The sequence below is a fragment of the Pilosibacter sp. NGB245 genome (assembly GCF_057397225.1).
In genome coordinates this window covers 3,456,688-3,477,224 of record NZ_CM171584.1, presented here as the reverse complement: position 1 = coordinate 3,477,224, position 20,537 = coordinate 3,456,688, and the positions used below count along the sequence as shown (strand labels likewise).

The following is a 20,537-nucleotide window of genomic DNA, read 5'->3' as shown; positions in this document are numbered from 1 at the left end:
TGTGGATGTTAGGAGGGATGCAGAATCAACAGTTTTATTTCATGGGTTGGCGGAAAGAAAGCACTCCGCAGCCTGATTTACACGATGTTTCCTGCAAGTTATGACCGGTACATTGAGGTGTTTGGCGGAGGTGGTTGGGTACTATTTGGAAAACCACCAGATGACCGGTGTATGGAGATTTATAATGATTATAACTCTAACTTGGCAAATCTGTTTTATTGCGTCAAGAACCGCACGGGGGCATTCCTTAAGGAACTCGGATTTCTTCCGTTAAACAGCAGGGATGAATTTACAGTAATCCGTAATTTTATTGAAAAGCAGGAACCGGATACCCGATTTTTAATTGAGGAGCTGGAGCTGGCAGAGAAGCATCTGATGCCGCCGGATTATGAGGAAGTGAAAAAAATCCTGCTGGAAAATGCAGAGGTAACCGATGTAAAACGGGCGGCTGCATTTTTTAAACTAATTCGGTACAGCTATGGAAGTGGCTGCACGTCCTTTGGCTGCCGTCCGTTTGATGTGAGAAACTGCTTTGACACCATTTGGCAGGCATCCCGCAGGCTGGCAGATACCGTAATAGAAAATAAAGACTTTGAGGCACTGATTCGGCAGTATGACCGGGATAGTGCCTTTTTTTATTGCGATCCGCCCTATTATGAGACGGAAGGTCATTATGCAGTGGTATTCCGAAAAGAGGATCACAAACGGCTCCGAGACACTCTGACAGGGAGCAGGGGGAAGTGGATGGTCAGTTACAATGACTGCGATTTCATCCGGGAACTGTATGCAGGATATTTTATTACAGCTGTTACCCGCATCAATAACCTGGCTCAGAGGTATGAGGGCGGTTGTGAGTTTCCAGAGGTCATTATTACCAATTATGATCCTGGTGAGAGGGAGCGGTCAAAACCAAGACAGCTGGATCTATTTGGAATGTGGGGAGATGGAGAAACGGATCATTATGAGATCCGGGAAGAAATCTGTCCGGAAAGAGAGGTGCTATGAGAACAGAAAACAAGAGAAAAACAATGGTGCAAAAAAAGGAAAACGGTGTCCTTTCTGTGCCTAGTGAACTGTTACTGACGGCTGGGATTCCGCTTGATTGTGATTTGATGATAGAAACAGTCCCCGGAGTGATTCTGATTGGTATTGAGGCTCCGGTACAGACGGTTTGCAAACCTTATCTGAAGGTGTTCGATGAACTGGGGATTGAACCCAATGAAGTGGAGGCATTGATGGGAAAGGAGAAAAGGACCAGATGAGTAAACCGATGTATCGTTTAGTGGATGGAAAGGGACGTGTCCTGATTCCAAAATCTATGAGGGAAGCGGCAAAGCTGGAGTATGGGGATATTGTTTGTCTGGGAATGGCGGGTGGAAAAATTACAGTTCGGAAGGTAGAGGTTATCGAGGTGGGAGATCAGTCTCCGGAGGCAGTGGAGGCATATGTCCGTACTGCATTTCAGTTTATGCCGGACAGCCTCCGACTGGATCTAATCGGAGAACTGAGCAGACTGCTGCAGAAAAAGGAGGGGTAAGATCATGCAGGAATTCACAGAAAAGGATTGTATGCAGACAGAAAAGGAGGCATCTATCCAGAACCGGGTGGTGGTTCTTCCCTCAAAGGTATTACCAGAGCATTACACAGGGCAGCTTTTTTTCTGTACGAATATCCAGAAAACAGAAAATCCCAGACACTCCATTGCCCATCTGGTTTCCCTATCTACTGGGGAGGCATGGCACTGCTGGAACAGGGATGTGGTTGGTGTGCTGCGGCCAGAACTGTTGGGGGAAAAGGAACGACTCCAGCTCTCCCAGATCCGTCCATTTGGGGCGCTGGATTTACATGGACATTCCCCTGAATATTCTGGATACAGTTTTCTGCCGGATGGACGCTATGCGTCAGGGGTATGGCTGGTAAATCCAGAGGAAGTATGGAGCTATGTAATGATGCAGAAGGACTACCAGTATCGGATTTTGATCTGCGACAGGGATGATTTTGCCGTACTGGAAATGTTAGAGGGAAGGATGATCTTTCCCGATGTGCAGAGTCTGGAACAGTTTCAACAGGTACAGAAGGACGGGGGGATGGAGATGATTTAGAAATGAGGGAAGGGAAATGAAGCAGATTCAGATTGAAAATGGAGTGATCCGGTATTATGGGAACCGGGTAGGTCGTGTGACGGAAGGATGTGCAGTAGTGGATCCCATGTTTCAGAATGAAGCATTAGAAAGCTTCCTGCGTAAGCAGAGGAATATCCAAAAAATTCAGTGGCAGGACGGGATCTACGACCGGTTGGCAAATAGCCAGCAAGATATGGAATCGGCAAAGGGGCTAAAAGATGTACGCATCTGGCAACTGAGAGGAGATGTGGATGTGCATATGAAGTTCCTTGCACTTTTCCAGATGGAGCAGCAATATGGCTCCCCCAAGCCGGATTTTTATATCAAAGTCTATGAAGGGGCATCTGACACCAATGACCTGGAAGAACTCTATGATAAATTCCGGTATCATCCGCCGTCCGGTTATACAGGTCATGGGCTATCCATTAGTGATGTGCTGGAACTCTATGATGAAACAGGGAGTTCCTTTTTTTATGTGGATCGTTATGACTTTAAGAGAATTGATTTTACAGAGTCGCAACTGGCGGAGGAATTCATACACACCATGCAGTTTTAGCATGCAGTTTTGTCTGTCTGCTTGACTGAAATAGATCCAGAAAGGAACGGTTTATGAGCAGAAAAAAACAAAGGAGGAAGAATCAGTATGCCAGATTTAGACGTTCGGATTACATCTATGTATCCACCAGGAGTACAGGGCGGGATCAGAGCCTATGCATCCGCCACAATCGCCGGATGTTTTGCCGTCCGGGGAATCAAAATCGTCGAGGGAGGTAAGGATGGGCTCTTTATGTCTATGCCCAGCCGGAAAACACAGGATGGATACAAGGATATCTGTTTTCCTGTGACGGAGGAATTCCGCAACGAGCTGAAACAGGCGGTATTGGGAGCTTATGGAGAGGCACTGTCCATGGCACAGGCATCTACCTTACAGACAGCACCCCCTCAAAATCCAGGGCAGAACATGGTCTGATTTAAGGGGTACAGAGAACAAAAACAGAAAATCAATGGAGGAGATCAAATGAAGAATATTAAAAGACAGCTGGTAAATTATCGAAATGCAATGGTTATGCATATGTGGAATGTAAAAAACAAGCTTCAGGATACATCCGGTGAGGGATATGTGGACACAGCCATTAAGATCCTGATCGCAGTTGTGCTGGGAGCACTGCTTCTGGCAGGTCTTTATGCACTGTTTAATGATACCGTACTTCCTACACTGGTACGCAGGGTGCAGGAAATGTTTGACTATAGCGGTTGATATGGAGATCAGGATATCGCTGCTTCAGGCGGTACAGGCAGTGCTTTTTTTCTCGCTGCTTATTGCGGTTTCTGCCTGGGATCTTCGGTACCGGATTATTCCGGACCGATTCCAGGCAGGGATTGCCCTGCTTTCCTTTCTGAACTTTGCCCCCGGACAGCTGCTTGGAGCTTTAGGGGCAGTGCCATACCTCATAGTTGCATTATTTTGCAAGAGGGAAGGTGGAATGGGCGGCGGTGATATCAAGCTGGCAGGAGCAACCGGCTTGGTACTGGGACTTCCGGCAAGCCTGACTGCTTCCTGTTTAGGACTGACAGGATTTGTGATGTATGGTTGTATGGTCTGCCTGTGGAATCGGTTCAAGGGAAAACGAGATAAAGAAGCATTTCCTGTGGGACCGTTTCTGGCAGGAGGAGCGGCAGCTGTTTATTGTATGAGATTAGGAGGATGGATGATATGAAGAAGAAATTATGGATCATGGTTTGTGTTGCAGTGCCGCTTACAATGGTTGCGGCCATCGTATACCACAACAGAAAATAGGAAGACAGCAGTCAGTGGAACACTGGTTAAAAAGGAATCAAAATAAGGAAAAGAGTTGGAGGAGATGAAATGCGATTTTTGAAAAACAGGACTGTACTTGGTGTGCTTTGCATCGTGCTGTCTTTGATCATCTGCTTTGCAGTTACACCATTGTTTAATAAGGCTATGAGTGAAAAGACGGAAATTGTCCGTGTAGTAAAACCAATTTCAGTGGGAGAAGAAATTACTTCTGACATGGTAAAGACCATAGAGGTTGGCAGTTATAACCTGCCGGATGATGTAGTAAAGCATTCGGATACTGTAGTTGGGGCATTTGCATCTGCAGATTTGGCGCCAGGAGATTACATCCTGACATCCAAGATTGCAGAAGAGCCGGCGGCAGAAAATGCCTATCTCTATCATCTGACAGGAGAAAAGCAGGCAATCTCTGTTACGGTTAAGGCATTTGCCAATGGATTGTCCGGAAAGCTAAAGAGCGGCGATATTGTGTCAGTCATAGCTCCAGATTATAGAAAGCAGGGAAAAACAGTAATTCCTGCGGAACTTCAGTATGTGGAGGTCATTGCTGTGACTGCAAACAGTGGATATGACGCAAATACGGGAGAAGAACTGGAAGATGGAGCGGATCGTGAGCTGCCTGGAACCGTTACCTTGCTGGTAACACCAGAGCAGTCAATGGTTTTGGCAGAACTGGAGGCAGATGGAAAACTGCATTTATCTCTGGTGTATCGCGGGGATGAAAAGAGTGCAGGGCAGTTTTTGGAAGCGCAAAACCAGATGTTAACGGAACTGTATCCTCCAGAAGATATGGAAGGAGAAGCGGAAGAAAACGAGGCACTGGATCATTCTGATAAGGAGCCAGAGGAAACCAAAGCAGAGGAGCAGGAGGAAACCAGACAGGGCGAAACAGAGGAAAGCGGGGTGGAGTAAGCCTTGAATTTTCTAAAAAACAGTATTTTCAGCAGGGGAGCCGGGGACAGCTCTCCTGACTGGGAACCGGAAAATGAGAATCAAATGCTGGCAGTCTGGGGAAGTCCTGGATCTGGTAAAACCACGACAGCAGTGAAGCTGGCGGCGCGTCTTGCCATGCAGAAGAAGGATGTAGCTCTCCTTCTGTGTGATATGAATACACCGATGCTTCCCTGTATCTGTCCTCCTGGAGACCTGGAAGAGGAGCATTCTCTGGGGAGTGTTCTGGCAGCAACCCATGTGTCGGAATCGTTGGTACGCCATAACTGTATTACTCATAAAAAAATACGCCATCTAACAATCCTTGGAATGAGGAAGGGGGAAAATGAATACACATACCCACCTTACGAGCGGCCACAGGCAGAGGAATTACTGCAGTGTTTGAGAAAGATCGCTCCCTATATCATCGTTGATTGTGGAAGCTGTATTGCCAATGACATTCTTTCGGCCATTGCCTTGATGGAGGCAGATGCAGTGCTGCGGCTGGTAAACTGTGATCTGAAATCCATCAGTTATCTTTCCAGCCAGCTTCCGCTTCTTAAGGACAGTCAGTGGGATGCAGAAAAGCAGTATAAAGTGGCGAGCAATGTATATCCCAATGAGGCCAGCGAACACATTGAACGGGTGCTCGGCAATGTGGCATTCCAGATCCCTCATTCCGAGGAAGTAAAGGCACAGGTTCTGGAAGGGAACCTTCTGAAAGAACTGGTACTAAAGGACAGTAAAGGGTTTAGAAAAACCATGGAAGCAATCACAAAGGAGGTGTTCGGATGTTAGGGGAAAGACGCAGCAAAGCCGCGTTTTCTGCGGGTTTTCCCGAAGCTGTTCGGGAAGAAACACGACAGGATTCTGGACATCTTCCGGAGGAGATCATGGAAACGGAGGCTTCTTTGGATGGCTTGGATGGAGGGGAGGAGACAGAAGAAAACCTCCAAAATGATAGCCTGTCGGAACAGACTTGTGAAGGACAGATGCATGGAAAGGAGGATATCTGGTCAGAAGAGGAGGACATAGAGGATCCTCTGCGCACTCAAAAAACGGGAGGTCGTTCTCTCCGTACCCATGACCTGTTTTTTGCATCGGAGGATGAAGGGCGTGACTTTCAGTCCGTGCTGCAGGAGATACAGGCGTATCTTTCCAAAGAATATAGTAATCTGGTAACCGGAGATGGAAACGAAGAAATAAAAGCACAGATCCGCCGATTTGCCGGGAAGTATATTCAGGATAACCGTATACAAGTACCGGGAAAAACCACGGATGAGCTGATTGATGCGATTTATTCAGAAATGGCAGAGTTCGGTTTTCTCACAAAGTACATCTACGGGGAAGGAATCGAGGAGATCGATGTAAATGCCTGGGATGATGTGGAGGTCCAGTATTCTGGTGGAGTGACAGAAAAATTGAAAGAGCATTTTGAAAGCCCCGAACATGCCATCAATGTCATTCGGCGTATGTTGCATGTGTCTGGAATGGTGCTGGATGATGCGAGTCCAAGCGTTCTGGGACATTTAAGTAAAAATATCCGTATTGCTGTACTGAAGACACCTCTTGTTGATGAGGATGTCGGGGTGGCAGCTTCGATCCGAATTGTGAATCCCCAGAGCATGAAGAAACAGGACTTTATAAAGGGAGGAACGGCAACCAGTCAGATGCTGGATTTTTTATCGGAGTGCATCCGGTATGGAATCTCTGTGTGTGTGGCGGGAGCCACAAGCTCCGGAAAAACCACACTGTTAGGCTGGCTTCTGACCACAATTCCGGACGGTAAGCGTATTTACAGTATTGAGAATGGTTCAAGGGAGCTGGCGTTGGTACGCAGAAAGGATGGGAGGGTAGTCAATTCCGTGATTCATACCTTGACCCGTGACAGCGAGAATGAGAGGCAGAGAGTAGATCAGATTGCACTTCTTGATATGGCGCTACGCTTTAATCCGGATATTATTGTGGTAGGAGAAATGCGTGGACCAGAAGCGAATGCGGCACAGGAGGCAGCCAGAACCGGTGTTGCGGTTGTGACAACCATCCATTCCATGAGCTGTGAGGCAACCTACCGCCGCATGGTTTCCCTGTGTAAACGTGCTGTGGATATGAGCGATGAGACTTTGATGGGATTTGTAACGGAAGCCTATCCGATCATCGCATTTTGCAAACAGCTGGAAAACAAGGAACGCCGTTTAATGGAAATCATGGAGTGTGAGATTCTGGCAGATGGAACCAGACGATACCGTCCGCTGTTTCAATATCAGATTACGGAAAACAGAGTGGAGGATGGAAAGTTTGTAATTGTGGGGCATCATAGACAAATCAACCCAATTTCGGACAGTCTGGCAAGACGGCTGATGGAGAATGGAATGCCGCAGGAAACGCTGGCAGGACTTTTGAATGTAAAAAAGGATAGAGAGGGGGAGAACGGATGACGGCGATTCAGCTATTGGCGTGTGCAGGAATGATCGTGGGTGTATTTTTACTGCTGGAAATGAAGCCAGTGGAGTTTACGGACAGCCTGTTTGGATTTTTATTGAATCCCAAACGAAGTCTGCGGGAAGACATCAGGGAATCATCAGGAAGAAAAAAATCAGGGATTTTGCGCAGGGAACTGAAGGAAGCACAGAACATTCTTCAAATGACGGGCAGGGGGAACCGGTTTTCCTTCATCTGCGCAGTTGCTCTGGCACTGTTTTGCGCTGGGGGATCCATTGCCATTTTGTTAGGGAATTTTTTCCTGGCTCCGGTGATGGCAGTGGGTTTTTTATTTCTGCCATTCTGGTATGTGAAACTGACTGCCAATCATTATAAAAGGGATGTGTCTGCAGAACTGGAAACGGCGCTTTCGGTCATTACCACAGCATATCTGAGGACAGAAGATATTGTGACGGCGGTGGAGGAGAATACAGCATATTTAAATCCTCCAGTGTCCAGAGTATTTCAGGATTTTCTCATCCAGATTAAAATGGTAAATCCGGATGTTCAGGCCGCCCTTCGGATTTTGCGGGGAAGGATTGATAATGAGGTGTTTCGGGAGTGGTGCGATGCGGTCAGTGACTGCCAGCATGACCGGAGCTTAAAGACTACACTGCCGCCCATCGTATCAAAGCTGTCGGATATGCGGAACGTGAACGCAGAACTGGAATACATGATCGCAGAACCAAGAAAAGAGTTTATGATCATGGTTGTGTTTGTAGTAGGCAATATTCCTCTTATGTATCTGCTGAATCAGGATTGGTATGATGTACTGATGCATACGGTACTGGGACAGTGTATTCTGGCTGCTACTGCAGCGGCTATTTTTATATCCGCTGGCTTTGTAGTGAAATTGACCCGTCCCATTGAATACAGGAGGTAGCTATGGAAGGCTTGTTGTTTTTATTCGGGCTGTTTTTAGCTCTGGGACTTTTCTTTTTAACTGCGTCTGTTCTAAAGTTACCTACCATGGGTGCGGCGAAGGCCATGCTGGGTACGGTAAAACAGGAGCGGAAAGCGGCAAAGACATTGGAAACTTATTTTATGATCCTAGCAGTGCGACTGTCTGGTTTCATCCGGATGGATGCATATAAGAGAAGCAGGATGCAGAATGTGTTAAAAGCCAGTGGAATGAATATGACCCCGGAAGTGTATCAGGCGTATGCTCTGGTAAAATCAGGCGCAGTTCTTTTGGGAGCGATTCCCTGCATATTTCTTTTTCCACTTCTAGTTCCTGTCGTGGTTGTGCTGGCCTTACTTCTTTACTTTAAGGAAAATCAGAAAGCGGATGAAACCTTAAAGGCAAAGCGGGAAGAGATAGAGGGGGAGCTTCCGAGAATGGTGGCGACTATGGAACAGGAACTGAAAGCAAGCCGTAATGTGATCGGTATGTTGGAGCGGTTCAAGGGGAATGCGGGACCAGCGCTGACTGGAGAGTTAGATATTCTTCTGGCGGATATGCGTTCCTCCAATTATGAAGCGGCGCTGACACGATTCGAGGCAAGACTGAACTCGCCCATGCTGTCCGATGTGGTACGTGGATTGATTGGTGTCCTTCGAGGGGATGACAGCACAGTGTATTTTCAGATGCTGGCTCATGATTTTAAGCAGATCGAACTGCAGAGATTAAAAGCACAGGCACAGAAAATCCCTCCTAAGATCCGTGTTTTTTCCTTTGTCATGCTGGTATGTTTTCTGCTGACTTACCTGGCGATTATCTGCTATGTGGCATTGGAGAGCCTCGGAGGAATGTTTTAGACAGGAAGGAGGAGAGGATGAGGAGTCATCGTTTATGGAGAGCACTGTCAGAAAGACGGGGCGAAGGATATGTGGATGTGATCGTGTTGGTTTTGTGTGCGGTCATGGTGCTTGCCCTTGCCATGCGTGTGCTTCCGATTTTTATTCAGAAACAGCAGTTGGATACCTTCGCTACAGAACTGGTGCGTGAAGCAGAGGTAAGCGGGCGCGTAGGTACAGAGACAAGCCGCCGTGCCGCTGTGCTGTCAGAAAAAACAGGGCTTTATCCGGACATTTTATGGTCCAGTCATGGAAGAATCCAGTTAAATGAAGAGGTTACCGTTACCCTGACGATGGATACAAATATCGGTCTGTTTGGCGAGTTTGCTTCTTTTCCGGTTACGCTTCGCGCACAGGCAGCTGGAAAATCAGAAGTTTACTGGAAATGAGGTGGAGGGATTGCGGAAACGGATGAAAGAGATACTGAGAGACAGGCGAGCCTCCTCATTTCCCATGACCATCGGGATTGTTCTTTCGTTGATTATTCTGATGTGTGGGATTAGTGAGTATTTCCGGCTTCAAATTATTGCGGCAGGTGTGCGGGAAGCCGTGGAGGATGCTGTCATCTCCACAGTCAATGATAATTATGCAGGTGTGTATCATGGAGTCAGGGAGGGATATTCTGGCAGTTATGTTCCTTTTGGAGAGGGAAGTTGGGAAGAAGATCTGAATGAAGGGGACATTTATGATTATCTGGATGAAACCATAGGGACCCGATTGTCTGGCGGCAGGCATATAAAGTATGCGGATACTGGAACTGCAATGGAGTTTGCCATAGACAGCCTGCAAGTGACGCTTCGGAATGCACCTCTGGCCCCATCAGATCCAGCCCATGCGCAGCGGTTTGAGGCAGATGCTATTGTTAGACTGGAGGTTCCGGTTCGGTTTGGCGGCCGGATTCTTCCATCCATGTGGATCACATTGAAGGTACAGGCTGGATATACAGAGGTGTTCTAGGGAATGACCTGGACTTTGAGAGGATTGTATAGTATGTTGTGCATAACAAAACAGGATAAAGGAGGAGCAGAATTATGAAACTGACAGAGAAGATGAAAAAGAATCTGGCAATTTTGGGTGGCGTGCTCATAGGAATCGGCCTGATCGCTGCCATAGGAATGCAGTTTGGTTCGAAACCGTCAGGTAAAGATGTTCTGCCAGGAACAGGGGAAACGGAAACAGAATTGATTGTAGATCCTGGAGATTTTGAAAAGAAGGAAGAGGAAAGTAAAGTAGTGTCCAGAGAAGAAGAGAGCCTTGTGATTCATCAGGGAATCGGAGAAAATCAGGAAACAGACACTCAGGCGGTGGACAGTCGGGCGCCACAGACTGATCAGACAACGCAGAGTATCCAACCGAAACCAACCAAACCAGAACCGCCAAGCAAGGAGATCCTGACAGATCCAACACAAAAACCGGATGGTACAAAGCAGGATACCCCTCCGGTTCCGGTGGATCATGAAGCGGTAGAAAAACCGTCCGAACCGGTAGCAGATCCGGAACAGCCGCAGGCAGGAGATACTTCCGGGAACCAGATCTATGTTCCAGGATTCGGCTGGGTAGAAAATCATGGAGGAGGAGGCTCTGGAACTGCAGCAGAAGATATGTATGAAAACGGGAATAAGATTGGCATTATGGATTAAGACAGAAAGAGGAAGCACCGCATCAATGTGGTGTTTTTTCTTTTCCCAGAAACCAGGGAAGGAAACAAGGCTTCCCGTGGTTGGAAAGGAGGATACTTGAAACAGAAGAAATATGTGTTTTTTACAGTCTCAATCTTACTGTCTTTGATACTCTCCATCCAGGTTTATGCGGTAGGGGACGGGAACCTGGATGGAGGTGGCGGAAGTATGGGACAGGGGACCATCCAGAATTCCTGGTCACCGGGAAATGAAGGAGTGCGGGTTACCGTAATCCGGGCAGAGAGCCATGATCCGGTAACAAGACCGATTGACTTAACAAATAAGCATCCCAATATTACCTACTCCTTTGGGAAAGTCAGTAAAATGTCATATACCAAAGGAAGTGCCCTGATGATCGACACCAATCCGTATGAGTATGTGAATCCGGCACAGCCCCTACCAAGGATCATCAGCTCGAAAAGCTTGGGGCAAGCTAATATTGAGCAGATAAAAAGCTATTTTACAGATGAACAGGTGGTGCGTAGCATTGCCGGACTAACCGGAATGGACTTTGACACACTGGTGGGAGGGGAGTATAGGCTCTTATTGGAGCCGATCAGTTTCCTTAAATTTCAGGGAACCCTGATTGCGGTTACAGCAACAGAGGCAGCGCTCTATGATGAGATGTTAAGTGGTGGGCTTCGTACTGTCCTTCCAACAGTGGCATTTCAGAACCTGCCGCTTTCCATGTTTTTGGAAACACCAGATCTGGGATATCCGGCCTGGGGCGGTCCGACATCGGGAGTCCGTTCCAACAGTGAAATAAAGAGTTCCTTGGGTCTTGGTATTGTACGGTTCCGGGATGTGCCTCCAGAAGAACCGGAAATCACGACTTATGATTATGAATATCGGACGAATACGGAAGTGATTACGGCAGTAGAGGTAAGCGGCGGGCAGAGTGATCCGGATCATCCGGTATCCGTAACATTTTCCGTAGGGGGAAGAAGCTATGAGGTAGGGGAGGTATATTATCCGTCTGGCGACAGTCAGCTGGCTTGGATCCGCTGGACAACACCGGAGCAGCCTCAGACTATGACGATGACCGTCCGTGTGCGGGGCGGAGGAGGAACAAGTAAAGGAACTCTTCACATCAAGGTTGTGGATCTGGATGAAAATCCACCGCCAGATCCCAATGCGGATGACCGGAATGACGAGTTTACAAGACCTTCGGTTCCTTCCAATGCAGAAGTAACCTCTGCATCCTGGGGTGTGTGGAGACCATGGTGGAGGGAATACTGGGTATGGCACAGCGGGGATGAGGATGATGACGGGTACTGGTGTGACCATGGCTGGTGGGAGTTTGATCTGGACCGATATTCCGCAAGCCTGACTGCAGATATGAGAATTACAACCGATGAAAAGTCCCCTACTGCTACGGGAAGGACGATGAAATCCGGTTATGGATTCCAGGAAAAGGTAACAACTCATGTCAGCACCAATCAGAGTTCTGCAGTGACATCTGCGCAGAATGCGGTGACTTATTTTCCGGAATTTCAGTATGAGAGGTTTTGGAGGCTTTTGGAGCGGATGAATGTCGGCTATGATATGACCCATGAGTTTAAGAAAAATGGTTACAGTACCTATGAGAGGAGAACGCATTTTACACCAATTTGGTATCCGGACGGAAGTTATACGCCATATACTTGGCTGCTGGATTGCTGGACACCGGCTGGAATGCTCTCCATGAATCTGAATGATTCTATTACCATTGATGGGAACTTGTGGAGTGACTGGCATATCGCACCACAGAAACCAGAGTAGGAGGAAGTATGTCATATCAACAGACGGAGAAACCAAAGGGATTTTTGTATCATTACACAACCCGTGACCATTTGGAAGATATTCTGCGGGATGGCAGGATACGAAGGATGGGTGATAAGGAGTGCTGGTTTTGTACATCTTTAGAGGATACACTGGAATTAATGCAAGAGACAGTGATGATGGAAGGGAAGCCTTACTATGGAGTTGGAGGAGTATTAAGGTATTATCCTGTATTTGTTCCGGAATCCTATGTGATTTTGAGATTGCAGCCACGTTTTCAAAATGGGGAATGGGTTCGGTGGAATCAGGAACTTCCACTAGATGCACCTACTTCTTTGCAGGAGGAGGCAAAGCGGTTTAGCAGTTTAAAAGTTGGCTTTCGGGGAGATCTAAAGTTTCAGGAACATCCGGATATTATCGAATTGGCTCCTCTTCTTGAAAGACAGCAAAGAATGGGGCTGAAACTCACACAATCTTAGTAGAAAGGAAAAATAAATGAGAACAAAGAAAATTTCAGCAGTTATGTGCATGGTATTCGTACTGGTAGTTTTGTTCTGCGTTCCGGTATATGCATCGGGCGATGTAGCCGGTGCGATTGAGGGAACTTGGCAGACGGCATCCCAACAGATTAAAACAGTTGTCGATCATGTTGTATTTCCCGCTATAGATCTGATCCTTGCCGTGTTCTTTTTTGGAAAACTGGGAACGGCATACTTTGATTATCGGAAGCACGGACAGTTTGAATGGGCAGCACCTGCAATTCTGTTTGCCTGTCTGGTATTTACCCTAACTGCACCGCTTTATATCTGGCAGATTCTCGGAATTTAGGAGGGATGTCATGGGATGTTGGGGAATTACTGCGTTTGAGTCTGATACTGGGCTGGATGCCATTGGTCTTATACGGAACCATCTTCCGGAACAAGGAGATGTGAAGCTTCAGCAGATGATTGACTGGTTGAGGGCAGATTCTTGGAATGCCCCTCCGGAAGTGTCAGAAGGGGTGTCTCATACAAGCCCAATGGCAGTGGCAGAACTAATTGTAAAATTCCAGGAGAAGGATTTTTCTGCACTGGATGGAATCAGGGGGGATAAAAAGTTTTCCTCCCTGTCTTCTTTTACAGCATCAAAAGAATCCCTTCAGTGGGTAAGGGAATATCTGTCGGAAACTCTTTTTTACAGCCGTAAATGTGCAAAAGAGCAGGAGAAGTCGGGAGTTTTGTGGGGCGGTTGGTTTCAGGAACGGGATTGGAAGCACTGGCAGGCGCATATGGAAAGACTGATTGGAAGGATGGATGAACTGCTTACAAGAGAGGGAGAAACAGTTGCATTATGGACAGGAAGCGTTTGCCAGAAGGTGGAACCAGGAAAAATGGCAGGAAAGAAAGAAGGGGAAGAACGTGAGAACCCACATAGGTCGGAGGAGGAAAGCATGACGTTTTTTGAGAGAGAACTTAAAAAATTATTTGGAACGGGAGCGAACTTTTCAGAACCAAGGTTTGTCGGGAATTGTTGTTATGGAAGGCTGACGGATCAGATCCGTGTCAAAATCAACTTTCAGACAGGCATGGTTGCGGATCATTATGACCGATTGAAAGTGACCCTTTTGAATCGGAATGAAGGAATGATCGACAGCATGGTTGTGAAATTTGGAGATGTGTGGGGGCTGAAAAAAACGACTAATCCCAATTTTCGCGACGGGGTAAATCCCCACATCTGGTCCTATGGAAAGGAGATCGGCTGGTATGTATATCAGCCCGGAAAAGAGGATTATAAAGTACTCAGCGAAGCGATAAAAACCTATCTGCAAGTGTTTCAGGAACCGGAGGAAACTATGCAAATGGGACAGAAGATGTGTTAAGGGGAGGTGGTTAAAACTTGTTTATCTGGGATTTTGTTGCAGACACGGTTCTGGGACAGATCATTGACTGGCTGTATGGTCAGATTGTTGGATTTCTGGGGGATTTTTTCATGCAGATGGGAAGCATGGGGGCTGAACTGTTTGAAATGAGCTGGGTACAGTCTGTTGTGCTTCTTTTTTATTATCTGGCATGGGCACTTTATGTGACGGGAATCGTAGTGGCAGCCTTTGAATGCGGAATTGAATATCAGAATGGCAGGGGAAGCATACGCGATACTGCCCTGAATGTAATCAAAGGATTCCTGGCAGCCAGCCTTTTTACGACTGTTCCAGTGGAACTTTATAAGCTCAGTATTTCACTTCAGGGGAGTTTTACAGCCGGTATTACAGGATTGGGAGAAGATATTGGGACAGTTGCGGCAGGGATTGTGCAGTCTCTTCAGGATGCTGCTACCTGGCAAGAAGCTGCCACATCTGGAGTTTTTGGTGGAATCGGAAGTATCAGCAGCCCGATTTTTATGATTTTTCTCCTGATCCTCATGGGTTATGCGGTAATCAAAGTGTTCTTTGCGAACTTAAAACGGGGCGGGATCCTGCTGATCCAGATTGCAGTAGGGAGCCTTTATTTATTCAGTGTGCCAAGGGGATATATTGATGGATTTGTTGGCTGGTGCAAGCAGGTAATCGGTCTGTGCCTGACCGCATTTTTACAGGCGACGGTCCTGATCGCAGGTCTGATGGTCGTTAAGGATCAGGCACTGCTTGGTCTGGGACTTATGTTATCGGCAGGTGAGATTCCTCGGATTGCGGGGCAGTTTGGGTTGGAAACGGGAACCAAAGCAAATGTGATGGGAGCAGTCTATGCAGCGCAGGGAGCTATGAACCTAACAAGGACGGTTGTGCAAGTGGTTTCTAAGTAGAGAGGACGGTGAAGGATGGAACACAACAAACTGGTGTATATTGCATCTCCGTATTCTGGAGATGTTGAGCGGAATGTAGCATTTGCAAAGGCAGCCTGTCGTTATGCCATGAACCAGGGGGTTACGCCAATTGCCTCCCATCTGTTATATCCGCAGATGCTGGATGATGGAGTCCCAGAAGAGAGGAAGCTGGGAACAGATATGGGGCTTCGGATTTTGAAGGTGTGTGAGGAAGTCTGGGTGTGTGGAAGTGAACTGTCTTCAGGAATGGAGCAGGAAATCCGTGCAGCAAGGCAGCTTCAGATTCCGCTTAGACGGGTCAGCGAACAGGAGATTGGATGGGAACTATGTGAAGTACCGATACAAAAGGGAATGGAGATGGGCGGATGATGACACTGGGGAGTCTGTTTGACGGGATTGGAGGATTCCCTTTGGCGGCAGTTCACTGTGGAGGTGTACCGGTATGGGCCAGTGAGATAGAACCGTTTCCCATGAGGGTAACCAAACTCCGGTTTCCAGATATGATCCATGTAGGGGACATTACAAAACTGGATGGAGCAAAATTGCCGCCTGTGGATGTAATCTGCGGAGGCAGCCCCTGTCAGGATTTGTCAGTAGCCGGATTACGGAAAGGATTGGCAGGGGAGCGCTCCGGTCTGTTTATGGACCAGGTACGCATAGTAAAGGAGATGAGAGCAGAGGATGAAAGACGAGGGGTATCAGATGACTTTATTCGACCTCGATACCTCGTTTGGGAAAATGTCCCTGGAGCATTCAGTTCCGCAAATGGAGAAGATTTCCGGGCGGTCATCGAGGAGATTGTCCATATCAAGGACAGTACCTGTCATGTGCCTCGACCTGACACCGGGCGCTGGGAATCTGCTGGGGCTGCCATTTTGGGAGATCAATTCAGCCTGGCTTGGAGAGTCTTGGATGCTCAATACTGGGGAGTCGCCCAGCGCCGCCGTAGAATCTTCCTTGTCGCAGATTTTGGAGGACTCACCGCACCAAAGATATTATTTGAGCAGGAACGCCTGCCTGGGGATCCTGCGGAGGGCCAAGATCAGGGGAAAGGAGTTACCGCCGCAGCTGGAAACAGCTCTGCGGATTCAGGCGGGAGTAGAGTAGCAGAGGAAAAACAGGTGGATATTTTTGCGGTTCATATTGATCAGAGGGAAGAAACAATCAACCTTAATGGAATATCCGGAGCTTTGATGGCAACGACCAATTTGCAGATGCAGACCTTTGTGGCAGGGGGGATGAGGAAGTTTGAAAGTGCAGAAAAAGAAGAGTGTCTGTGCCTCAATGACCAAGGAGGAGAGCGTATGGATGTTTCGGTCGATGTAACAGCAACCCTGCGGGCAGGGATGAGTGGTCATCCGCCTTTGGTGATGGGCATCCAGCAGGGGAGTGCTGGGGCAGAGGAAACTCCGGATCTAGCCCTTACAGAGGAGGCAGAAACCGGCGGGAACAATTACCAGATTCTGTTTGAGAATCACGGGATTGATGCCAGATATACAGGTCCGCATGAGGTGGCCCCTACCATGTCAGCCCGGTATGGAACAGGAGGAAACAATGTCCCACTGGTTTCAGATATGCCGGAGAGTTATTGTATTGCCGGAAATATCATTGATCGGGAAGTACAAAATGGAGGAAATGGTCTGGGATGCCAGCCGGATATATCCTATACTCTTACGAGCGCAGACCGTCATGCAGTGTTCAGCCGCCAGAGAAGTGATGAATTTCTGCAAAATCGGGTAACAGCGACTCAGAGTGCCAGACAGCATAAGGATGCTACGGATCTGGTGTGTGAGCCGTATCAGAATACGGTAGGAACCATTGGATATACAGATCATAAGGGGATTAATAATCAATATGTCAGCGAAGATAAATGTATTGTTGAGAACCGGAAACTGATCCGGAGACTGACGCCTTTGGAGTGTGAACGGTTGCAGGGTTTTCCGGATCACTGGACAGATATCCCTGGTGCCTCGGACAGTGCCCGTTATAAAGCTCTTGGAAATAGCGTAGCGATACCGTGTGTGGATTTTGTTCTCCGTGGTATCGCTTATTTTTTGCGCAAGATGAAGGAGGAGAAAGAACCATAAGATTGGTAGTTCTGCTTCCGTTTTCAGGCAATCTTTGTTGGGTATCGTCATAGCTATCTCATCTCTTTATGGATATACTTGGTTTGTAAAAACGAGGAAAGGAGAGTCAAATGGAAGAGCGTAAGAAAAATTTATGCGCCATGATTCCAGAATCCCTGCATAAGAAAGTTCGGGAAGAACAGGAAGAATGGGGAATCAAGCTGAACGAGTATATGGAACGGATTCTAAAAGACCACTTTGAGAAGGGAGAAAGAGAGATGGCAAACGGAACCAGGACACTGGCATTTCAGGTATCAGAGGAGTTTTTTCAGAGGTTAAAAAAATACCTCAAAAAGACAGGACAGAGCCAGAAAGAATTTGTGATCGGACTGATTGAAGATGTACTTTCGCAGGAAGAACATGTAGTATCTGGAGAGATGCAGGAGACAGAGGGAAAGGCAGAACTTGAGGAAACTGAATAAGAGGAAGGATCGAACATACCGCCGGCAGAGCTTCATCATGCCGGCGGTTATTATTTGGAGGTGATCGGTTGTATATTTATCCGGACCATTTGAAATCAAAAGCAACACTTTGGTTATGGCAGCTTCGGGACATTGGGATTCTTGGTATTTGCGGATTGGTCTCCATTTTAGCAGCTACGCAGGCGGGATTTATGTTCCCTTGTGTTCTGACAGGGGTATATGGATTTCTGACGATCCGCTTTGAAGATACCAGCATTCTGGATTTTATCCGGTATGCCTGTGCGTATTTTTTTATGCGTCAGCAATTTTTTGAGTGGAGGTATGAATGAGCAGGGAGAAACGAAAAGCGAAAAAAGAGGCAGAGAAGCGCCTCTCCACACGGCAGTTCATTGGTGCAAAGGAGATTACAGACTACAGTCTGGTGACCTACGGACAGGGGGAGCTGGTGTATTTTATTGTAAAACCAACGAATATTTCTGTTTTGTCCGAATCTAGTGTCGGGGCAAGAATCTATGCTCTTATGACTGTACTAAAAGGAGTGGCAGAGATTGAGATGCTGTGTCTAAACAGCAGGGAAAGCTTTGAAGACAACAAGCGGTTTCTGAAAAGTCAGATGGAGCAGGAAGAGAATCCAGTCATACGCCGTCTTTTGGAACAGGATCAGACCCATCTGGACCGGATTCAGGTGCAGATGGCGACAGCCCGTGAATTTCTGATTATGCTGCGGTTAAAAGATGAAAAGGAATCGGATATTTTTCCGTACCTTTCCAGGATTGAAAAATCCCTGAAGGAACAGAGTTTTTCTGTTAAACGGGCAGATAAAGAGGATATCAAACGTATCCTGGCTGTTTACTATGAGCAGAACGTGACCACAGAGAAGTTTGAAGACTTTGACGGGGAGCGGTGGATCATACCAGAGATTTAGAGTGAGGAGGAGATGACTTGAAAAAAGGAAGAACAGCAGTTGATGACAGGGAAGATAATGTGCGTATCCAGGAATTTCTGGATATGATTGCCCCGTCTGTCATTAAATTTGAAACAGATCATTTTATTTGCGGTAACACCTATCGTTGTGTCTGGGCACTGCGGGAGTACCCGACTGCTACGGAAGAGCAGGCAATTCTTTCACATTTAGGGGAGAAAGATGGTGTAACCTTGCGGATCTATACCCGTCATGTGACACCCGTTGAGGAGCGGAAGATCATCAGTAATGCAGCCAACAAAAACCGGATGGATCGGAGCAATACCAGTGATTTACAGCAGACTGTTTTGGCTGAAAGTAATTTACAGGATGTAACTACCATCGTAGCCCAGATGCACCGTAACCGAGAACCCCTCCTCCATACGGCAGTATATCTGGAGTTGTGTGCCCATGATCTGGAGCATTTGAAGCTTCTTCAAACAGAAGTACTAACGGAACTGATCCGGTCAAAATTGAATGTAGACCGACTGATCCTCCGTCAACAACAGGGGTTCCGGTGTGTAATGCCAAGCGGTTATAACCTGTTTAAGGATCAGTTTGAGAGAGTGCTTCCGGCCAGCAGTGTGGCGAATCTGTATCCCTTTAACTATTCAGGAAAGACGGATCCTCATGGGTTCTATATTGGGAGAGATAAATTTGGGAGTAATGTACTGGTGGATTTTAACCGGAGAGCAGATGATAAGACGAATGCCAATATCCTGATTCTGGGAAACAGCGGACAGGGAAAAAGCTATCTGCTTAAATTGCTGCTGACGAATTTAAGGGAGTCCGGAATGCATATCTGCGCTCTGGATCCGGAAATGGAGTATGAAGATCTGACCAATAATCTGGGAGGGTGTTTTATCGACTTAATGAGTGGGGAGTTCATTATCAACCCTCTGGAACCGAAAACCTGGGACGAAGCGGGAAGCCCGGAGGATCTGGATGCACCTCAGACCTTTCGCATCCGGTCCAGATTATCCCAGCATATCAGTTTCTTAAAGGACTTTTTCCGAAGCTACAAGGATTTTTCCGACAGGGAAATCGATGTGATTGAGATCATGCTGCAGAAGTTATATACCAGATGGGGGATTACAGACGAAAGTGATTTTGAATGCCTGGCTGCGGAGGATTACCCAGTTCTCTCCGATCTTTATGCGTTCATTGAGGAAGAATATCAGGGATTTGACGAAAACAGAAGACAGCTTTATACAGCAGAAATGATTCAGAGTATTCTTCTTGGGCTGAATTCTATGTGTGTGGGAGCTGAGAGCAAGTTCTTTAATGGACATACCAATATCACCGATGATGGCTTCATTACCTTTGGGGTAAAAGGACTGTTACAGGCCAGCAGGAGCCTTAAAAATGCATTGCTTTTTAATGTGCTTTCGTTTATGAGCGATGTTCTTTTGACACAAGGCAATACGGCAGCCAGTCTGGATGAGTTTTATCTGTTCCTTTCCAACCTGACTGCAGTAGAGTATGTTAGAAATTTTATGAAGCGTGTGCGAAAAAAAGATTCTGCAGTTATCATAGCCAGTAACAAAATGTCAATAGTTTTTTAATCACTTTTTTCAAAAAGGCAAAAAAAATAGAACGTATAGATTATTTCCATACGCTCTATCTCACATTTCATATTAAA

At 47.0% G+C, this 20,537-nt stretch carries 27 protein-coding genes; all 27 read left to right on the top strand.

The genetic code is table 11. The features are described 5' to 3' along the window. Positions 1–24: 24 nt before the first annotated feature. The 27 genes from ACXMYH_RS15705 (at position 25) to ACXMYH_RS15575 (ending at position 20,460) form a co-directional block, all read left to right on the top strand. A complete protein-coding gene (locus ACXMYH_RS15705; protein ID WP_084770634.1) occupies positions 25–1,005 on the top strand; it encodes a DNA adenine methylase in 981 nt (326 codons plus the stop codon). Beyond that, on the top strand, positions 1,002–1,262 hold the full coding sequence (locus tag ACXMYH_RS15700) for a hypothetical protein (RefSeq protein ID WP_008400407.1): 261 nt from the start codon (positions 1,002–1,004) through the stop codon (positions 1,260–1,262). The genes ACXMYH_RS15705 and ACXMYH_RS15700 overlap by 4 nt, the downstream gene beginning before the upstream one ends. Beyond that, complete coding sequence (locus ACXMYH_RS15695; protein WP_002593826.1) at positions 1,259–1,537, top strand: AbrB/MazE/SpoVT family DNA-binding domain-containing protein; 279 nt, start codon at positions 1,259–1,261, stop codon at positions 1,535–1,537. Before ACXMYH_RS15700 ends, ACXMYH_RS15695 begins: the two co-directional genes overlap by 4 nt. Positions 1,538–1,541: 4 nt before the next feature. Beyond that, positions 1,542–2,102, top strand: a complete 561-nt coding sequence (locus ACXMYH_RS15690; RefSeq protein ID WP_008400406.1) for a hypothetical protein — start codon at positions 1,542–1,544, stop codon at positions 2,100–2,102. Positions 2,103–2,208: 106 nt separating this feature from the next. Beyond that, entirely contained in the window at positions 2,209–2,679 is a 471-nt protein-coding gene (locus ACXMYH_RS15685) for a YodL domain-containing protein (RefSeq protein WP_486555198.1), read from the top strand. A gap of 87 nt (positions 2,680–2,766) precedes the next feature. Beyond that, complete coding sequence (locus ACXMYH_RS15680) at positions 2,767–3,093, top strand: SpoVG family protein (RefSeq protein WP_002593823.1); 327 nt, start codon at positions 2,767–2,769, stop codon at positions 3,091–3,093. Positions 3,094–3,183: 90 nt separating this feature from the next. Continuing rightward, positions 3,184–3,381: a DUF6133 family protein gene (locus tag ACXMYH_RS15675; protein ID WP_333491461.1), complete on the top strand. Its 198-nt coding sequence runs from the start codon at positions 3,184–3,186 to the stop codon at positions 3,379–3,381. A gap of 1 nt (position 3,382) precedes the next feature. Continuing rightward, on the top strand, positions 3,383–3,841 hold the full coding sequence (locus tag ACXMYH_RS15670; RefSeq protein ID WP_008400400.1) for a prepilin peptidase: 459 nt from the start codon (positions 3,383–3,385) through the stop codon (positions 3,839–3,841). A 149-nt stretch (positions 3,842–3,990) separates the two neighbouring features. Continuing rightward, complete coding sequence (cpaB, locus tag ACXMYH_RS15665; protein ID WP_008400399.1) at positions 3,991–4,851, top strand: Flp pilus assembly protein CpaB; 861 nt, start codon at positions 3,991–3,993, stop codon at positions 4,849–4,851. A 3-nt stretch (positions 4,852–4,854) separates the two neighbouring features. Then, positions 4,855–5,667: an AAA family ATPase gene (locus ACXMYH_RS15660; protein WP_008400397.1), complete on the top strand. Its 813-nt coding sequence runs from the start codon at positions 4,855–4,857 to the stop codon at positions 5,665–5,667. Next, positions 5,661–7,307, top strand: coding sequence for an ATPase, T2SS/T4P/T4SS family (locus tag ACXMYH_RS15655; RefSeq protein ID WP_008400396.1), 1,647 nt, complete (start codon positions 5,661–5,663; stop codon positions 7,305–7,307). The genes ACXMYH_RS15660 and ACXMYH_RS15655 overlap by 7 nt, the downstream gene beginning before the upstream one ends. Further along, the gene (locus ACXMYH_RS15650) at positions 7,304–8,233 is read left to right on the top strand and encodes a type II secretion system F family protein (protein WP_008400395.1); all 930 of its coding nucleotides are present in this window, start codon (positions 7,304–7,306) and stop codon (positions 8,231–8,233) included. The genes ACXMYH_RS15655 and ACXMYH_RS15650 overlap by 4 nt, the downstream gene beginning before the upstream one ends. Before the next feature lie 2 nt (positions 8,234–8,235). Continuing rightward, positions 8,236–9,108: a secretion protein F gene (locus ACXMYH_RS15645; protein ID WP_008400394.1), complete on the top strand. Its 873-nt coding sequence runs from the start codon at positions 8,236–8,238 to the stop codon at positions 9,106–9,108. A gap of 17 nt (positions 9,109–9,125) precedes the next feature. Next, on the top strand, positions 9,126–9,536 hold the full coding sequence (locus tag ACXMYH_RS15640; RefSeq protein WP_118482085.1) for a DUF4320 family protein: 411 nt from the start codon (positions 9,126–9,128) through the stop codon (positions 9,534–9,536). Between the two features lie 22 nt (positions 9,537–9,558). After that, positions 9,559–10,104 (top strand): hypothetical protein, encoded by a 546-nt coding sequence (locus ACXMYH_RS15635; protein ID WP_008400392.1) that lies wholly within the window; start codon positions 9,559–9,561, stop codon positions 10,102–10,104. 74 nt (positions 10,105–10,178) lie between these two features. Then, positions 10,179–10,787 carry a DUF6550 family protein gene (locus ACXMYH_RS15630; protein ID WP_008400391.1) on the top strand — a complete coding sequence of 203 codons (609 nt, stop codon included), beginning with the start codon at positions 10,179–10,181 and terminating at the stop codon, positions 10,785–10,787. A gap of 96 nt (positions 10,788–10,883) precedes the next feature. Beyond that, positions 10,884–12,587 (top strand): DUF8193 domain-containing protein, encoded by a 1,704-nt coding sequence (locus ACXMYH_RS15625; RefSeq protein WP_044944801.1) that lies wholly within the window; start codon positions 10,884–10,886, stop codon positions 12,585–12,587. An 8-nt stretch (positions 12,588–12,595) separates the two neighbouring features. Then, the gene (locus tag ACXMYH_RS15620) at positions 12,596–13,066 is read left to right on the top strand and encodes a hypothetical protein (protein ID WP_118556219.1); all 471 of its coding nucleotides are present in this window, start codon (positions 12,596–12,598) and stop codon (positions 13,064–13,066) included. 43 nt (positions 13,067–13,109) lie between these two features. Then, on the top strand, positions 13,110–13,415 hold the full coding sequence (locus ACXMYH_RS15615; RefSeq protein ID WP_434694180.1) for a DUF3852 domain-containing protein: 306 nt from the start codon (positions 13,110–13,112) through the stop codon (positions 13,413–13,415). A 439-nt stretch (positions 13,416–13,854) separates the two neighbouring features. Beyond that, positions 13,855–14,445, top strand: a complete 591-nt coding sequence (locus ACXMYH_RS15610; protein WP_486555197.1) for a hypothetical protein — start codon at positions 13,855–13,857, stop codon at positions 14,443–14,445. Between the two features lie 17 nt (positions 14,446–14,462). Continuing rightward, positions 14,463–15,365: a conjugal transfer protein TrbL family protein gene (locus ACXMYH_RS15605; protein WP_008400385.1), complete on the top strand. Its 903-nt coding sequence runs from the start codon at positions 14,463–14,465 to the stop codon at positions 15,363–15,365. A gap of 15 nt (positions 15,366–15,380) precedes the next feature. Next, positions 15,381–15,755: a DUF7768 domain-containing protein gene (locus ACXMYH_RS15600; protein ID WP_008400384.1), complete on the top strand. Its 375-nt coding sequence runs from the start codon at positions 15,381–15,383 to the stop codon at positions 15,753–15,755. Further along, a complete protein-coding gene (locus ACXMYH_RS15595) occupies positions 15,752–17,473 on the top strand; it encodes a DNA cytosine methyltransferase (protein WP_008400381.1) in 1,722 nt (573 codons plus the stop codon). Before ACXMYH_RS15600 ends, ACXMYH_RS15595 begins: the two co-directional genes overlap by 4 nt. Positions 17,474–17,583: 110 nt before the next feature. After that, a complete protein-coding gene (locus tag ACXMYH_RS15590) occupies positions 17,584–17,934 on the top strand; it encodes a hypothetical protein (RefSeq protein WP_008400380.1) in 351 nt (116 codons plus the stop codon). Positions 17,935–18,002: 68 nt separating this feature from the next. Beyond that, entirely contained in the window at positions 18,003–18,263 is a 261-nt protein-coding gene (locus ACXMYH_RS15585; protein ID WP_038292378.1) for a hypothetical protein, read from the top strand. Then, positions 18,260–18,859, top strand: a complete 600-nt coding sequence (locus ACXMYH_RS15580) for a hypothetical protein (RefSeq protein ID WP_002593804.1) — start codon at positions 18,260–18,262, stop codon at positions 18,857–18,859. The genes ACXMYH_RS15585 and ACXMYH_RS15580 overlap by 4 nt, the downstream gene beginning before the upstream one ends. 83 nt (positions 18,860–18,942) lie before the next feature. Further along, entirely contained in the window at positions 18,943–20,460 is a 1,518-nt protein-coding gene (locus ACXMYH_RS15575; RefSeq protein ID WP_486555866.1) for a VirB4 family type IV secretion system protein, read from the top strand. Positions 20,461–20,537: the final 77 nt, after the last annotated feature.

Coding starts and splice junctions, on each gene's coding strand:
- ACXMYH_RS15700 (WP_008400407.1), top strand. CDS start 1,002: ATGAGAACAGAAAACAAGAGAAAAACAATGGTGCAAAAAAAGGAAAAC.
- ACXMYH_RS15695 (WP_002593826.1), top strand. CDS start 1,259: ATGAGTAAACCGATGTATCGTTTAGTGGATGGAAAGGGACGTGTCCTG.
- ACXMYH_RS15690 (WP_008400406.1), top strand. CDS start 1,542: ATGCAGGAATTCACAGAAAAGGATTGTATGCAGACAGAAAAGGAGGCA.
- ACXMYH_RS15685 (WP_486555198.1), top strand. CDS start 2,209: ATGTTTCAGAATGAAGCATTAGAAAGCTTCCTGCGTAAGCAGAGGAAT.
- ACXMYH_RS15680 (WP_002593823.1), top strand. CDS start 2,767: ATGCCAGATTTAGACGTTCGGATTACATCTATGTATCCACCAGGAGTA.
- ACXMYH_RS15675 (WP_333491461.1), top strand. CDS start 3,184: ATGGTTATGCATATGTGGAATGTAAAAAACAAGCTTCAGGATACATCC.
- ACXMYH_RS15670 (WP_008400400.1), top strand. CDS start 3,383: ATGGAGATCAGGATATCGCTGCTTCAGGCGGTACAGGCAGTGCTTTTT.
- cpaB (WP_008400399.1), top strand. CDS start 3,991: ATGCGATTTTTGAAAAACAGGACTGTACTTGGTGTGCTTTGCATCGTG.
- ACXMYH_RS15655 (WP_008400396.1), top strand. CDS start 5,661: ATGTTAGGGGAAAGACGCAGCAAAGCCGCGTTTTCTGCGGGTTTTCCC.
- ACXMYH_RS15650 (WP_008400395.1), top strand. CDS start 7,304: ATGACGGCGATTCAGCTATTGGCGTGTGCAGGAATGATCGTGGGTGTA.
- ACXMYH_RS15645 (WP_008400394.1), top strand. CDS start 8,236: ATGGAAGGCTTGTTGTTTTTATTCGGGCTGTTTTTAGCTCTGGGACTT.
- ACXMYH_RS15640 (WP_118482085.1), top strand. CDS start 9,126: ATGAGGAGTCATCGTTTATGGAGAGCACTGTCAGAAAGACGGGGCGAA.
- ACXMYH_RS15635 (WP_008400392.1), top strand. CDS start 9,559: ATGAAAGAGATACTGAGAGACAGGCGAGCCTCCTCATTTCCCATGACC.
- ACXMYH_RS15630 (WP_008400391.1), top strand. CDS start 10,179: ATGAAACTGACAGAGAAGATGAAAAAGAATCTGGCAATTTTGGGTGGC.
- ACXMYH_RS15620 (WP_118556219.1), top strand. CDS start 12,596: ATGTCATATCAACAGACGGAGAAACCAAAGGGATTTTTGTATCATTAC.
- ACXMYH_RS15615 (WP_434694180.1), top strand. CDS start 13,110: ATGTGCATGGTATTCGTACTGGTAGTTTTGTTCTGCGTTCCGGTATAT.
- ACXMYH_RS15610 (WP_486555197.1), top strand. CDS start 13,855: ATGGAAAGACTGATTGGAAGGATGGATGAACTGCTTACAAGAGAGGGA.
- ACXMYH_RS15600 (WP_008400384.1), top strand. CDS start 15,381: ATGGAACACAACAAACTGGTGTATATTGCATCTCCGTATTCTGGAGAT.
- ACXMYH_RS15595 (WP_008400381.1), top strand. CDS start 15,752: ATGATGACACTGGGGAGTCTGTTTGACGGGATTGGAGGATTCCCTTTG.
- ACXMYH_RS15590 (WP_008400380.1), top strand. CDS start 17,584: ATGGAAGAGCGTAAGAAAAATTTATGCGCCATGATTCCAGAATCCCTG.
- ACXMYH_RS15580 (WP_002593804.1), top strand. CDS start 18,260: ATGAGCAGGGAGAAACGAAAAGCGAAAAAAGAGGCAGAGAAGCGCCTC.
- ACXMYH_RS15575 (WP_486555866.1), top strand. CDS start 18,943: ATGATTGCCCCGTCTGTCATTAAATTTGAAACAGATCATTTTATTTGC.